Origin of the sequence: Turicibacter sp. GALT-G1, from assembly GCF_025594995.1 — a bacterium.
Classification (GTDB): domain Bacteria; phylum Bacillota_I; class Bacilli_A; order MOL361; family Turicibacteraceae; genus Turicibacter; species Turicibacter bilis.
The window spans coordinates 87,545-102,331 of sequence record NZ_JAMQUS010000015.1; the positions used below are offsets into that span (position 1 = coordinate 87,545).

General features: G+C 32.9%; 11 protein-coding genes. 6 read left to right on the top strand and 5 right to left on the bottom strand.

Annotated elements, in window-relative coordinates:
• Nucleotides 1-106: 106 nt before the first annotated feature.
• Nucleotides 107-709: a class I SAM-dependent methyltransferase gene (locus NEH74_RS03540; protein WP_055244737.1), complete on the top strand. Its 603-nt coding sequence runs from the start codon at nucleotides 107-109 to the stop codon at nucleotides 707-709.
• Between the two features lie 450 nt (nucleotides 710-1,159).
• Here NEH74_RS03540 and NEH74_RS03545 read toward each other — a convergent pair whose 3' ends face one another.
• Complete coding sequence (locus tag NEH74_RS03545; protein WP_055304887.1) at nucleotides 1,160-1,447, bottom strand: HNH endonuclease; 288 nt, start codon at nucleotides 1,445-1,447, stop codon at nucleotides 1,160-1,162.
• A 170-nt stretch (nucleotides 1,448-1,617) separates the two neighbouring features.
• Between NEH74_RS03545 and NEH74_RS03550 the strand changes: the two genes are divergently transcribed.
• The 5 genes from NEH74_RS03550 to NEH74_RS03570 are packed head-to-tail and all read left to right on the top strand — an operon-like array spanning nucleotide 1,618 to nucleotide 5,312.
• Nucleotides 1,618-2,127, top strand: coding sequence for an RNA polymerase sigma factor (locus tag NEH74_RS03550; RefSeq protein WP_238581162.1), 510 nt, complete (start codon nucleotides 1,618-1,620; stop codon nucleotides 2,125-2,127).
• Nucleotides 2,120-2,998, top strand: coding sequence for a DUF3298 and DUF4163 domain-containing protein (locus NEH74_RS03555; protein ID WP_055243316.1), 879 nt, complete (start codon nucleotides 2,120-2,122; stop codon nucleotides 2,996-2,998). The genes NEH74_RS03550 and NEH74_RS03555 overlap by 8 nt, the downstream gene beginning before the upstream one ends.
• Nucleotides 2,988-3,794 carry a DUF4300 family protein gene (locus tag NEH74_RS03560; RefSeq protein ID WP_055304889.1) on the top strand — a complete coding sequence of 269 codons (807 nt, stop codon included), beginning with the start codon at nucleotides 2,988-2,990 and terminating at the stop codon, nucleotides 3,792-3,794. Before NEH74_RS03555 ends, NEH74_RS03560 begins: the two co-directional genes overlap by 11 nt.
• 18 nt (nucleotides 3,795-3,812) lie before the next feature.
• Entirely contained in the window at nucleotides 3,813-4,661 is an 849-nt protein-coding gene (locus tag NEH74_RS03565) for a polysaccharide deacetylase family protein (RefSeq protein WP_147614343.1), read from the top strand.
• Between the two features lie 12 nt (nucleotides 4,662-4,673).
• A complete protein-coding gene (locus NEH74_RS03570; RefSeq protein ID WP_055243319.1) occupies nucleotides 4,674-5,312 on the top strand; it encodes a hypothetical protein in 639 nt (212 codons plus the stop codon).
• Between the two features lie 107 nt (nucleotides 5,313-5,419).
• Here the strand turns inward: NEH74_RS03570 and NEH74_RS03575 are convergent, their stop codons facing one another.
• The 4 genes from NEH74_RS03575 to glgB form a co-directional block, all read right to left on the bottom strand.
• A complete protein-coding gene (locus NEH74_RS03575; RefSeq protein ID WP_055304893.1) occupies nucleotides 5,420-7,849 on the bottom strand; it encodes a glycogen/starch/alpha-glucan phosphorylase in 2,430 nt (809 codons plus the stop codon).
• A 991-nt stretch (nucleotides 7,850-8,840) separates the two neighbouring features.
• Nucleotides 8,841-11,288 carry a glycogen/starch synthase gene (locus tag NEH74_RS03580; RefSeq protein ID WP_055304895.1) on the bottom strand — a complete coding sequence of 816 codons (2,448 nt, stop codon included), beginning with the start codon at nucleotides 11,286-11,288 and terminating at the stop codon, nucleotides 8,841-8,843.
• Nucleotides 11,288-12,451: a glucose-1-phosphate adenylyltransferase gene (locus tag NEH74_RS03585; RefSeq protein WP_055304897.1), complete on the bottom strand. Its 1,164-nt coding sequence runs from the start codon at nucleotides 12,449-12,451 to the stop codon at nucleotides 11,288-11,290. The genes NEH74_RS03580 and NEH74_RS03585 overlap by 1 nt, the downstream gene beginning before the upstream one ends.
• A gap of 27 nt (nucleotides 12,452-12,478) precedes the next feature.
• A complete protein-coding gene (glgB, locus tag NEH74_RS03590; RefSeq protein ID WP_082427796.1) occupies nucleotides 12,479-14,536 on the bottom strand; it encodes a 1,4-alpha-glucan branching protein GlgB in 2,058 nt (685 codons plus the stop codon).
• Nucleotides 14,537-14,787: the final 251 nt, after the last annotated feature.

The window sequence follows — 14,787 nt, forward strand, 5'->3', positions numbered from 1 at the left end:
ATTCAATTAAATCTCTCCTTTTTATGAGTTATCCACACATATTCTCTTGAAACTTTTTGGATAAACTCATACAATTAAATCATCACAATAAATGAGGATAAATGAAATGAATGAAAAAGATTATGAAACATTATTAAATATTGAAACAAGTGGTGTTGATAAATATCATACCTCTCATCTTTATCACAGATATGAACCAACCCCTTATGAGATGCTAAATTATTTATTTGAACAATATCAGCTCAAATCAACCGACCATGTCGTTGATTACGGGTGTGGAAAAGGACGTTTAAACTTCTATATCCAACATTATTTTCATGCGCATGTCATAGGAATAGAATTAAACGAAACCTTTTATGAGGATGCAATGCGAAATAAAGATAACTATCTAAAAAAACATCGTCGCCCAAAAGATTGCATTGATTTTTATTGCTGTTTAGCTGAAGACTACCTCATTCAACCAACAGATAACAAATTCTATTTCTTTAATCCATTCTCCATTCAAATTTTTAGAAAGATCGTGGAAAATATTTTAATCTCACTAGAAAATACGCCTCGAGAAGTTGAACTAATTCTTTATTATGCTTCAGATGAATATCAATACTTCCTTGAACATCGTACCGCATTTACACTGAAACAAGAAATCACTTTACCTAACTACAAACGTGATCACCGAGAACGCTTCTTAATTTATCAACTATCATACTAAAGACTGCAAAGACTCGCAGTCTTTTTTTATATAGCTGATGCTGTTAACACCTCTGTTAAGTGATTATACACTCGTTCAAATCTATCTATTCCTCACCAGTATGTACTCGTCTAGGAGCACAATTTAAAATGAAACTATCTAAATTAAGATTTTATCCTTAACATTCCATACTCACTTGGCTCCTAAACTGCTACCTCCTTCATTGCTTCACCTATTAGAACTTTTATAAACTGAATGACCGCACTCTAGAAAAAAATGAATGAGATTTATACTTCCACGATACATCCCCCTAACATATAGTTCATACTTTGCAATACTAACCTTGAAACAAACTCTTCTTTTTACAACACCATCAAACTACAAACTGAAATATGAAATTCAACTTTTTAATCTTCCCTCTTTTAATGGCTTATAAATACTATCTTATGCCCTTAATAAATCAATTATCAATTATTTACACTTTCTATCTCTAGACTTGGCAATAGATATCCGTTTTGATGCAGGTTGCTTCTTTATAAATCGAATAAACTTTTTTAATTTTTCGTCGCTTTTTAACGCTTCAATAGAAAATAATCGAAGTGCTAACTCTTGATTTGAGTACGAAGCATGGATTTGCCGATGACAATCTGAACAAATCATGACAATATCTTTTTCTGTTCCACCTTCTTCTCTTGGAATTAAATGATGTTTGGTTAATTTGATATCACTACGTTCGCATAATTCACAGCGTTTTTCCATTAATACCGCTCCTTTAACTATTATTTTTGCTTTAATTACATAAAATAAGCTAAAAAAGAACATTTTTTTTATTTTATTTAAACTTTTTTAGACAAATATACGTCTAATAAATGGAGGACTGTTAAAGATAACTAAATTAACAGGATGAGGTTGGAAGGAGATTCACAGTTGTGTTCAAAATAAATAACAAGGAAGATATTTATGAACAGCTTGTTACGTTTGTAACAACAAATCAAGAGCACTTTTATCGATTTGCATATAGTTATACGCGTGAAGAACAAGCAGCGCTTGATGCTGTTCAAAATGCTATCTATAAAGCTTTAACTAAATATCAATCTTTAAGAGATATTCAATTTCTTAAAACATGGTTTTATCGCATTCTCGTTAATGAAAGTCTGACTTATCTTCGAACGAATAAGCAACTACTCACTTTTTCATCAGAAATTGAACAGATTCCACACTCTGATTTATACAACTTGGATGAATTAAATTTATACCAAGAAGTCAATAAATTACCCGATAAACTAAAAACAATTATCATTTTAAGGTTTTATGAAGAAATGACTCTTGAAGAAATCTCAACTATTACAAATACTAACTTAAGTACGGTTAAATCAAGACTTTACCAAGCATTAAAACTATTAAAACTCAATTATAAGGAGATTGACCCTTATGAATAAGCTTAAAAATACGAAAAAAATATATGACCAGATTGAAGTTCCTGATAACTTAAGTGAAATCATCCAACAAACCGTTAATGAAACTTCTCCACCTCGATCAACAAGACATTTCTTTAAACTTCTTGTTCCTCTAACCCTTGCAATGACTACTGTCTTTGTGATTCTTTTAAACACCTCCCCTGTGTTAGCTAGCAACTTATCAGATATTCCACTCTTAACTCAGATCGTTAAAGTCTTAACCTTTAGAAACTATCAAACAATGGATGAGATGAAAAATATTTATGTTAGGATCCCTGTTCTTGAAAATACAGGAAATAATGAACTCGAAGATCGAATCAATTATGAAATAAAAAAACAAATTGATTTCAGCGTCTCTAAATCAGAACAGTTAGCTAAAGAACTTTATGATACTTACATTCAAGCAGGATACAAGCCGTCTCAAATCGAACCATTATTAGTTGAGGTTGACTATCAAACAACGTTCTATAATGATCGATATCTATCATTTATCATTAAAAAGTATGAGAATATTCCTTACTCTACAGTTGATAAAGAACAATACTACTACAACGTTGATTTACAAACTGGAGGTCACATCACACTTCGGACATTATTTGGTCCTGATTATTTAACAAAAGTAGGAACTGAAATCTATAAACAAATTGAATCTAAAAAGAAAGAAGATGAAAATATGCTCTTCTTTGATGAGATTAATATTTTTGAAGTTCTTGAAAATGAAGAAAAATTTTATATTAATGAACAAGGACAAGTTGTTATTTCTTTTGATCGTTATGAAATCGCCCCAGGATATATGGGCTATCCTGAATTCATCATCAATCTACCGATGGAGATGAACTTAAATGAAACGTAAACTAATAATCTTTTGGCTATTAACTCTTATTCTCATAGGGGGTTACCTTGTAAAAAAAGACACCTATACCTACTCTAATCTTGACGATCAACAATCAAAACAACTATTAGAAACTCTCATTCCCAAAACGATTCCTCAAAAGGATTTAACACTATTTTGGAATACTATTTCTGATTACAATAATATGATGAAGAAAGATCAACTCATTAAAACAAAGATGAGTACTTCTAAAATTGAGTATCCAGCTAAAGAGTTGATGGATACCTGGTATGAAAACAACTTACCTTATTATGATTTGGATTCTAAACTTTTGTCCTTTCGCCTATTTAATCATTATTTAAAACTTCAATCAGATTCAATATTTAACATCTCTAGTTTTGATTTAGATCTGATAGAAACTAATCCATATGCTACTTTATCTTCAGATCAATTCAAACTCTTTACAGCCCTTTATGCTCCTATTGAAGTCTCTGACAGTGATCAACAACAAATGATTAATGAAATTAAAAAGACTTGGAAAAGCCGAACACTATCTTTTCATCCACCTGAACAATTATCGTTAATCAATCTTTTCATATATGATAAAAGTCATAACCAAGTTTATATTGAACAATCAGGACTTTTATTTTATACAGCTACTGATTTATACTATTTAGAAAAATATGCCCCAATTTATCCATATCAATTAATTAAATTTAAAACCAAACAAGAGCTTATTCATTATCTTAAAAAATGCCTTCCAGTGAAGGAAGATCTAATTATATTAGAAAATAATGAACAATTAGACATACATTAAATGAAAAGGAGATTATTTATGGGAAACTATAATCGAAGCTACTACTCAACTAAAAAGCAACCATCACCATTATTTTATATCGTATTTAGTTTGGTAATCGTTGCGATCATTGTAGGAGGACTTTTTGCCAACCTCTCGCAACAACGCAGACATTTAACTTACAATGAACAGCCTGTTGAACAATTAACATTTGAAAAAACAACACCAATTAAACGCTGGCACAATCAAGAAGCTAAATTTGTCTATTTAACATTTGATGATGGGCCATCTAATAACGCTTCAAAAATAATGGATCTTTTAGACCAGTATAATGTTAAAGGAACATTCTTTGTGTTAGGAACCTCTATAAGTAATAACGCTAACTCAAAAGAATTATTACAACGTATGAAGGACTCAGGTCATTACATTGGAATGCATACAATGACTCATAACTACAATCACTTATATGGTGAGAATGGACCTGCTAACTTTGTTGCTGAATTAAAAGAAGAGCAAGCTTTAATTGAAGAAATAACTGGTGGATTCAAAAGTGAATTATGTCGTGCACCTTATGGAACTGGAGGAGGCACTTTCAAACCTGAACATATTAAAGATTTAAATGAAGCAGGATTTAAATGTTGGGATTGGGACGTTGATTCTCTTGATTGGAAATATACTGATGCCAACCAAGTCTTTGAAAATGTTCAACACTATACAGAGCTAAGAAAAGATGCAACCAACTTAGTTGTCTTATTCCATGAAAAAAATTCAACATTAGAAGTTTTACCACGTGTTATTGAATATTATCAAAGTTTAGGGTATGAATTCTTACCTTATAATCCAGAGCAACACTTTACTCGAAACTTCTTCCATAGTGATGAAATTTAGGAGGTACCCATCATGAAAAAAGCATTATCAATCGTTATTTTACTTGCTATTTTAGTGATTGGATTAATGGCTGCCTTTTCATATCAGGTTCCTGAAACAAGAACCTATACAGCCTTAAGTAATATTGATACAAAAATTGAACAAAATATTGAAGTAAATACTCAATCAATGGCACAAAATTTAAATGAATTACAATCATCTGTGCAGAACTTAATTACAATTGGAGAAACTTACACAGAAGAAACAGATGTAACAACTACCTTTGAACAATTCAATATAGCTTATCAAAATACTCAACTATTACAGTCACAGCTAACAGACTTAATAAATATGGATTTAACTAATAAGTTAGAAAATACTACTTCCAAATTATCAGCTGAGCAAAAAAAATTAGCAGATGAAGCTATTGAATTAGAAACAACTCGTCTAAATGAATTATCACTTTTACATAAACAAATTGAAGCATTAAACTCAAAGCTATCTAAAACAGAAGAGATGTTTTACACAAAAAAACCGAGTGAGGCTATACAATACTTCAACGGATTAAACAATGACTTCTCAACACTTGAGGAAACATACAAAGCTTATGCTGATGCCTCAACAAAATACTTTGCAGCCAAATCAAACTTATACGAATCAATTATTGGCTAAATCTATTTAGAGATACTCTCGTTTGAGGGTATCTTTTTTAGTTCCTTAAAAAGATACTAGCACATCAAAAAAGCAACCCTAAAAAGAGTTGCTTCTATTGATATTTATTAAAACTTTAATTTTTCTAAATGCCAAATTTGGTCTGCATATTCTTCAATTGTACGATCTGATGAGAATTTACCAGAACGTGCAATATTAATCATTGACATTTCAATCCATTTTTTACGATTTTTATATGTTTGATTTGCAGCTTCTTGAGCACGAACATAAGCATCGAAATCTTTTAATACGAAGTATTCATCTCCGTTATGTGTGACTGCATTAAAGATATCACGGAACTCTTCTGTATCTGGTGTTAAGAATCCATTTACTAATTGATCTAGCACACGACGAATGCGTGAGTCTGAGTTATAAAGATCCCATGGATTATAGCCACCATTTTGATAATAGTCATTTACTTCATCTGCAGTTAAACCAAAGATAAAGCTATTGTCATCTCCAACTAATTCATGAATTTCGACGTTCGCTCCATCCATTGTTCCGATTGTAAGAGCTCCATTCATCATAAATTTCATATTTCCTGTTCCAGAAGCCTCTTTTGAAGCCGTTGAGATTTGTTCCGATAAATCGGCAGCTGGCATAATTAACTCTGCATATGTCACATTATAGTTTTCTACAAAGACTACTTTTAATAAGTCACATGTATCTGGATCATTATTTACTTTTTCGGCAATTGAATTAATTAACTTAATAACTTTCTTTGCAAAATAATACCCTGAAGCTGCTTTTGCACCAAAAATAAATGATTGAGGATGGAAGTTCGCTTTAAATACTTCATCTTCTTTTAAACGATTATATAAATACATGATATGCATCGCATTTAATAGCTGACGCTTATACGCATGAAGACGCTTTACTTGAATGTCAAAAATAGAATTTGGATCTAATTTAACTCCTTGTTCACGTTCAATACGTTCTGCTAATGCTTTTTTACGTGCATATTTCATTTTCGTAATAGCTTCTTGAACTGCTTTATCTTTAACTTTTTCCTCTAACTTCGCTAGTTCAAATGTATTTGTATGATATCCTGTTCCAATTTCCTGATCTAAAATAGTTGTTAATTCCGGATTACAATGTAATAACCAGCGACGATGTGTAATTCCGTTTGTTTTATTATTGAATCGGTCTGGATACATATCATAGAAATCTTTCATTTCAATATGTGTCAAGATATCTGTATGTAATTGTGCTACTCCATTGATACTAAATGACCCAACAATTGCTAAGTGAGCCATACGAACTTGATCATAACCGATAATCGCTAACTCTGCAACCTTTTGTGGTTGATTTGGATAAAGCTCTAATAATTGTAAACAGTAGCGACGATTAATTTCTTCTGTAATCATATAGATGCGTGGTAATAACGGTTGGAATAAACGAACTGGCCATTTTTCAAGCGCTTCAGCTAAAATTGTGTGGTTCGTGTAAGCACATGAATGTTGCGTAATCTCCCATGCTTCATCCCAACCATAACCTTCTTCATCAATTAAAATACGCATTAATTCAGGAACGATTAACGCTGGGTGTGTATCGTTGATATGTAACACGTTTTTTTCATGGAAATTATCAAGCGTCCCATAAGTTTCTTTGTGTTGACGAACTGCCCAACGTACCCCTGCAGCAACAAAGAAATATTGTTGTTTTAAACGCAAAATTTTTCCTTCCGTTGTTGAATCATCTGGATATAAGAACTCTGAGATATTACGAACACCTTTTTCGTATTCAACGGCTGAAAGATGATCTGGATATTGATTTTCTGTTGGTTCTGATGACCATAAACGTAACGTATTCACCGTCTTATTTCCATTTGAAATGTCACCTACAAGAGGAACATCGTAAGGTACGGCACGAACATACTCAGTTGGAACATGTTTATATACGTCTTTTCCATCAACGTGCTCAACTGTCACCTGTCCATAGAATGGAACTTCAACTGATTCATTTGATTTACGAACTTCCCAAACATAGCCACGTTGTAACCATTTATCTGGAACCTCTACTTGATAACCATCAATAATTTTTTGTTCAAAGAAACCATATCGATAGCGAAGCCCATTTCCATGCCCAGGATATCCTAATGAAGCAATCGAATCCATAAAGCACGCTGCTAAACGTCCAAGTCCTCCATTACCAAGACCCGCATCAGCCTCAATACGTTCTAATTCATTTAATTCAATATTTAATTCATTCATCCCAGCTTCAATCACTGAGCGAATGCCTAAGTTCATAATATTATTAGTTAATAAACGTCCCATCAAAAATTCCATTGAGAAATAATAGACTTGTTTGTGTTTCCCCTCTGCAATTGCCTCATTTGTCTCAATCCAATTTGATGAAATATACTCACGAACAAGTGTCCCAAGCGTGAAATAACGTTGATGTGGTGTACTTTCTTCGAATTTAACCCCATAAATTTGTTCCACACGTGTTTGAAACGCTTCTTTGAATACATCTTTATTAGCAAATACATTAGCCATAAGAAGATATCTCCCTTCCATATATGTAACACCCCTCTGACGTTACACATTTTTCCATTTCATAAACTTATTATAGCAGATAATCATCGATATTAAACCATTGTTTCCCATGTAACGCGTTCCTTTTGTAGATAAAAACAATGGATTTTTTACATTTTTTTTCTCTGGATTTAACCACTAGCTTCTCAATCTTCTGTTTTTTTGTCACCTTCACAAGGATTTAAAAAGACTTGCTCTATGAAATAGTGAACCGATAATTTAATATAACTTCTTTAGAAATATAAAATATCATCATCTTTAACAGAACACTTGCTAAAAAAATAGGTTTATGTCAAAAGAACTCTGTTTAATCGCCTGCCTAAAATTAGTTGAATCAGAGTTCGGTGAAGAAATTTCAACAATTAAATTAACCCAATTTAAACTCAGTTGAATTAAACTTTATAAAGCACTAAAAAATACAAGATTCACATTCCATCTTGTATTTTTTTCTTGTGATGGAATTCGTGTTGTGAAAATTAGAGAGCTATAAAAATTTATAACTTTTTTAAATTGCAAAAAATTCTATTACTTCTATATAATAATCGCTAAAATTTTAAAAATTCAACTTACGCGGAATTCATGTAAATAGTTGATCGATTTATGTATAGAAATAGCATCTAACGTTATCCCTATTGAGCCTCTGTTAACTCTTTCAATAAGCAAATACAGATTGCGCCCTATTCAAAAAAGTATAGATTGAGTAAATAAGATCCATGAGATGATTCCTTCCTATAATCTCTTATTGTTTAATAAACTTTTGGCTCTGTTTTAAAAGAGTGTTGATATTTATTTAAAACATACTAATTTACTTAAATCGTCGTTCGATAACTTCAAGATACAGTAGTTAATATCAATGTTTTTAAGCATCAACATTTATCTAAAACAGAGCCAAACTTTTTATCTCATTTATGATTAAAGACTATAAAAAAAGAACCAATGAAATTTTGGTTCTTTATTCTTCGTTTATTAAATTTCGATAGAGGTTAATATACTGTTCTGTTGAACTTTTCCAACTTAAATCTTGTGCCATAGCGCTTTGAACAAGCTTATTCCAATGTTCTGGCATATGATAGAAATTAATCGCGCGCTTTAGTGTAAATAACATATCATGCGCATTATAATGAGCAAATCCAAATCCATTTCCATACTGAATAAATTCATTATATGGGATAATCGTGTCTTTTAAGCCACCTGTTTCACGAACAACTGGTATCGTTCCATACTTCAAGGCAATCATCTGACTAATTCCACATGGTTCAAATCTCGATGGCATTAAAAACAGATCACTTCCTGCATAAATCATCTGTGAATTATAAGAATAAAAACCAATATTCACAGAAACTTTAGTCGGATATTTTTGTGCCATTGCTTTAAAGAAGCTAGTGTACTTATAATCACCATCACCTAACAATACAAATTGAACATTTTCACACATGAGCTCTTCAAAAACTTTTAAAATTAAATCAAACCCTTTTTGTTCAACTAAACGCGAAACCATTCCAATGACTGGTACATTCGGATCGACTTGGAGTCCAAGCTCGCGTTGCATTTGACATTTATTTTCTTTTTTGACCTCTACATTTTTGGCCGAGTAACGTTTATAAATACTCAAATCCGTTGCTGGATTATTATAATTATAATTAACTCCATTTAAAATGCCATGAAGATGATCTTTACGTGCGACAATAAAGCGATCCAAACCTTCAGCAAAGTATGGATAACAGATTTCATTACAGTATGTTTTAGAAACTGTTGTAACTTCATCACTGATGACAATTGCTGTCTTCATGAAGTTAACCTTTTCAAACAACATCACTTCATTTGGAATTGAATCAAACTGCGAGATAATTGCTAAATCTGATACATCACAAATTCCTTGATAATGAATGTTATGAATCGTAAAGACGGTTTTCGTAAACATAAAATAATTGCTTCGCTTCATAAACACATACTTCATAAAATAAGGAACTAATCCCGTCAACCAATCATGACAATGAACCACGTCATATTTCAATCCACATTTTTCAATAAAATCGAGGGTTAAATAACAATATAATTCATAGCGTCGACAATCATCACTATAGCCATATAGCTTCTCACGCGTTAACTCTCCACAGGAGATGAAGTAATAATTAATCCCATCCTTTGAATAGCGGTACACATCATATGGCACTTCTAACTGATTAATCACCGCAACAGAACGGAATTCATGACTTAAATTTTCTTGATAACGTTCAGCTAAGGAATTAAGCAGCGGGAGAATCACATCAACATTTAATCCTTGATTAATTAACTCCTGCGTTAATTCGGATGTTACGTCAGCCAAGCCTCCTGTTTTATAGAAAGGAACGCATTCCGTTGAAATTTGAACGACATTAATCCCTTTATTTCCGATAACACGCTGTCCTTTTCCAATCACAACAGGTGTATACTCTTGTCCGCTTAACCTTGCGCCATCACTAATATAAACATGCTTATCTGTAATAACTTGTTCAACAATACTGTTTTCACCAATCACCGTTCTCGGTAAAATAACCGAATTCCTTACAATTGCCCCGCGCTTAATCGTTACATCACGAAATAGAATACAGTTTTCAACCTTCCCCTCAATATGACAGCCATTTGCGATCATTGAATTACTGACATCAGCCTGTTTCGTATAAAACGTTGGGGATTCATCCTTCGTTTTCGTTAAAACAGGACGTTCCAGTAAGAAGATTTGAAAGCCGTACTCATAGTGTAACATATCTAAATTCGCACGATAGTAAGATAAAATGGAATCTATTGTACGCGTATATAACGTATGTTCATATCGATTGATTTTAATTCCATCATTCATCTCAACTAAATCCATTACTGTTTGATATGGTGAAATTTCATACCTTAAAATTAACTCAATCAAATACTCACGTGATAAAACAAAGATACTCACAGGCTTATTACGATAGTATACTTGCGTCACATCGGCTCCCGATTCAATATGAGATTTAACAAGCTCTTCAAATCGAATGGTCGTAATAATATTAGCATGATACATAACAACATACGTCTGCCTTGAACGTAGAAAATATTCAATATATTCTCTCATCCTCGCAAAAGTCAATGTATTCGCAATCGCACTCACCTCTTTTTTAGGCGGTAACAAGAAAAGACCATCGACCTTACGATCAAGCCCCCAAAACTTGCCCGAACGAATATGATCACTTAATGAGTGATAATCACCATCTGGGAAAATAGAGACATTTGTAATTCCAGAATGCACAGCATTCGATAGTGCAAAATCAACTAAACGATAACGACCGGCGAAGGGTAAAGCTGCGACACAGCGTTGATTTAATAAGTTTTGTAGTGATTGTGACGTATTCGTTCCATCAATCACACATAAAGCCTTATTCTTCATTATTCATCCCCCCTACCTTGATTCTCAAGAATTTCTTCCAAATTATCATTAGTCACTAGTATAATATGATTTTCATCCCCTTGAATATCAGTATGAGCTGGAATAATAACTTCATCGCCAATAATGGCATAACTAATATGACAATCATGTTCAATATAAGCGTTCGTTAAAATGACACTCTTTTCTACAATCGAACGTTCCTGAACGACGCAACGATGCCCGATAATCGAGTTATGTACCTCACCAAAAATCATACTTCCTTCATTTAGCCAAGCATTATGAACTTTTGCACCTTTTAGAATATGATGTGGAGGTAAGTTAGGAGTTTTTGAGAAGATTGGCCAACTATAATCGTGTAAATTCAAATCATTTTCAGGATCTAATAAATCCATATGTGCTTTCCAGTAGCCCTCAACTGTCCCGACATCGCGCCAATAACCCTCGTACTCATAGGCATATACCGCACAATCAACATCAATAAAATGAGGAATCACATCTTGAGCAAAATCAACCCCATCATAAAGATGCTTATAGTATTTATGAGCAATATCCTCCTTAAACTTTTGCCAACTGAACACATACACCCCCATAGAAGCTAAGCGACTATCCGTTTGCTTTGGCTTTTCTTCAAACTCAACCACACGGTTTTGATCATCAACCTTTAACATTCCAAATCGATTCGTATCTTCTTCTAGCACACGAATGGTTGAAATCGTTAATTCAGATTTTTTCTCAATATGATAATCGATTAATTTTTGATAATCCATCTTATAAATATGATCAGCAGATAAAACTAATAAATAGTCTGGATTATGCTGCTCAACAAATGGCATATTTAAAATCACAGCTTCTGCTGTTCCACCTTGCCATAAAAAGCCGTAATCACGAGAGGTATAAGGCCCCATCACTGTGACAGAGGCCCCATGTACATCTAAGTCCCATGAACTACCTTCTCCAATATAACTATTTAACTCTAATGGTTCATACTGTGTTAAAACCCCTACTTGATCAATCCCTGAATTCGTACAATTACTTAATACAAAATCAATTAAGCGATACTTTCCTGCAAATGAAACAGCAGGTTTGGGACGATGAATGGTTAATTCTTTTAAGCGAGTTCCTTTTCCTCCCGCTAATATCATAGCAACAACGTTAACGGCCATCCCTTCATCCCCCTCTAATTCTTCAAACTAATCGATGTTAATGTTTATAACATCTTCCTCTAATACAATTTCAACATCCTCTTTTTCATCTAATAAAACGTCTTCTTTTTCATCTAATAAAACGTCTTCTTTTAAAGGTTTGGCTTGATATTTTAAGATAACCGCTCCAAAAGGTGGAATAGTCATTTCAACAAAATAAGGCTTTCCATGAGTGACTCCTTCTTGTGAGCTTAAAGGTAAACCATTATATTGATTTGATCCATGATAATAATCACGATCACTATTTAAAATCTCTACATATTCCCCTTCCATTGGAACACCTACTCGATATTGATGATATGCCACAGGTTTAAAGTTTAATACAACGACTACAAAATCATCTGGATTTTTTGCTTTACGAATATATGAGAACATACTTTGCTCATTATTATTAACATCAATCCACTCAAATCCTTCAAATGAGTGATCTAATTCCCAGAATGCTGCATCATTTAAATATGTTTTATTTAAATCTTTAATGTAACGATTCGATGCATCATGCGCAGGATATTTTAATAAATGCCAATCAACTTGTTCTTTATCTTTCCACTCATGGAACTGCGCAATCTCATTGGCCATAAAATTAAGTTTTTTCCCAGGTAAGGTCATTTGATACGTGCACAATAATCTAAACTGAGCCATCTTTTGCCAATAGTCTCCTGGTGCTTTATCTACTAATGACTTTTTACCGTGTACAACTTCATCATGTGAAAATGGTAAAATGAAGTTCTCACTATAAGCATAGGCCATCGCAAAGGTGATGTAATTATGATGATATGGACGATATATATTATCTAACTCAATGTAATCTAGTGTGTCATTCATCCATCCCATGTTCCATTTATAACTAAATCCTAATCCTCCCACTGATACCGGAGCTGTTACTAATGGATAACTTGTTGAATCTTCAGCAATCATTAATAATTTATCATCTTCAGCAAAGAGTGCTGTATTTAATCGTTTTAAAAACTCGATGGCTCCATGATTCTCACCTCGATCTTTATTTCCGCCCCAATAAATCATGTTAGCAACAGCATCGACACGAAAACCATCGACATGATAATATTTCATCCAAAATAATGCATTTGAAATTAAAAAGCTTCGGACTTCACCTTTTGCTAAATCAAAATTTGCTGTTCCCCATTCAGAAATTGCGGCATCTGCAAATGGATATTCATAAACAGGTTCACCGTCAAATTGATATAATCCATGTGCATCACGACAAAAATGACCTGGAACCCAATCCATAATTACACCAATTCCTGCTTCATGACAACGGTTAATAAACATCATTAAATCTTTCGGTTCACCATAACGGCTACTTGCTGCATAATAACCAGTTGCTTGATATCCCCATGATCCATCGAATGGATGCTCATAAAGTGGCATTACCTCAATATGCGTATAACTATGTTCAAGTACATACTCAATTAAATCGTCAACAATTTCTGCATAACTATGGAAGTTTTCCGCCTCAACTAAATCTTCACCTCGGCGCCATGATCCTAAATGTAATTCATAAATGTTAAGTGGCTGTTCAAAGATATTAGATTGTTTACGTGATTCCACCCAAACCTCATCTGTCCATTCAAAATCTTCAATATCATAAACGACTGATGCAGTATGTGGACGATGCTCAGCATAGAAAGCATATGGATCAGCTTTAAGGATTTTTGCCCCCCATGAAGTTGTAATTTCATATTTATATGTTTCACCAGATTTTAATTTTGGAATATATAGCGACCAGATTCCATGATCTCCAATCATTTCATGATGAGTTCCATTCCAATTATTAAAATCACCAACAACGGATACAGCTTTTGCATGTGGTGCATACACACAAAAATAAGTTCCTAAATCTCCATTCTCATTCTGAACGACATGAGCACCAAATTTCTTATAAAGTTGTTTATGTGTTCCTTCACTAAAAAGATATCGATCAATCTCAGTAAATTGACAATACGGCTTCACTTTTTTTACTAAATTCTTTTTAATCTCATTCTTAAATAATTGGCGATTCTCTTGTGCTAATTCAAATTCAAACATTCACATTTCCCCCTTAGTAAACAACAGTGATAGTCTAGACCTAGTCCTTTTAATTATAATCTACATTATCTGATTGAAAAGAACTGTTGTTACTGTAAAGCATTACACTTTTTCAACTCATAGCCCAATCACTTTATTGTTATTATAACGAAGAATGGATGATTCATTTGTCTAATTTTGAAAGATAACAGACATATCTATACTTTTTCTTACTTTTATTAATTTCATAAAAAAAGGGGCTGTATCAAAAT

Excerpts from the sequence above, each read along its gene's own strand:
- NEH74_RS03540 (WP_055244737.1), top strand. The coding sequence starts at position 107 with ATGAATGAAAAAGATTATGAAACATTATTAAATATTGAAACAAGTGGT.
- NEH74_RS03545 (WP_055304887.1), bottom strand. The coding sequence starts at position 1,447 with ATGGAAAAACGCTGTGAATTATGCGAACGTAGTGATATCAAATTAACC.
- NEH74_RS03555 (WP_055243316.1), top strand. The coding sequence starts at position 2,120 with ATGAATAAGCTTAAAAATACGAAAAAAATATATGACCAGATTGAAGTT.
- NEH74_RS03560 (WP_055304889.1), top strand. The coding sequence starts at position 2,988 with ATGAAACGTAAACTAATAATCTTTTGGCTATTAACTCTTATTCTCATA.
- NEH74_RS03565 (WP_147614343.1), top strand. The coding sequence starts at position 3,813 with ATGGGAAACTATAATCGAAGCTACTACTCAACTAAAAAGCAACCATCA.
- NEH74_RS03570 (WP_055243319.1), top strand. The coding sequence starts at position 4,674 with ATGAAAAAAGCATTATCAATCGTTATTTTACTTGCTATTTTAGTGATT.
- NEH74_RS03575 (WP_055304893.1), bottom strand. The coding sequence starts at position 7,849 with ATGGCTAATGTATTTGCTAATAAAGATGTATTCAAAGAAGCGTTTCAA.
- NEH74_RS03580 (WP_055304895.1), bottom strand. The coding sequence starts at position 11,288 with ATGAAGAATAAGGCTTTATGTGTGATTGATGGAACGAATACGTCACAA.
- NEH74_RS03585 (WP_055304897.1), bottom strand. The coding sequence starts at position 12,451 with ATGGCCGTTAACGTTGTTGCTATGATATTAGCGGGAGGAAAAGGAACT.
- glgB (WP_082427796.1), bottom strand. The coding sequence starts at position 14,536 with ATGTTTGAATTTGAATTAGCACAAGAGAATCGCCAATTATTTAAGAAT.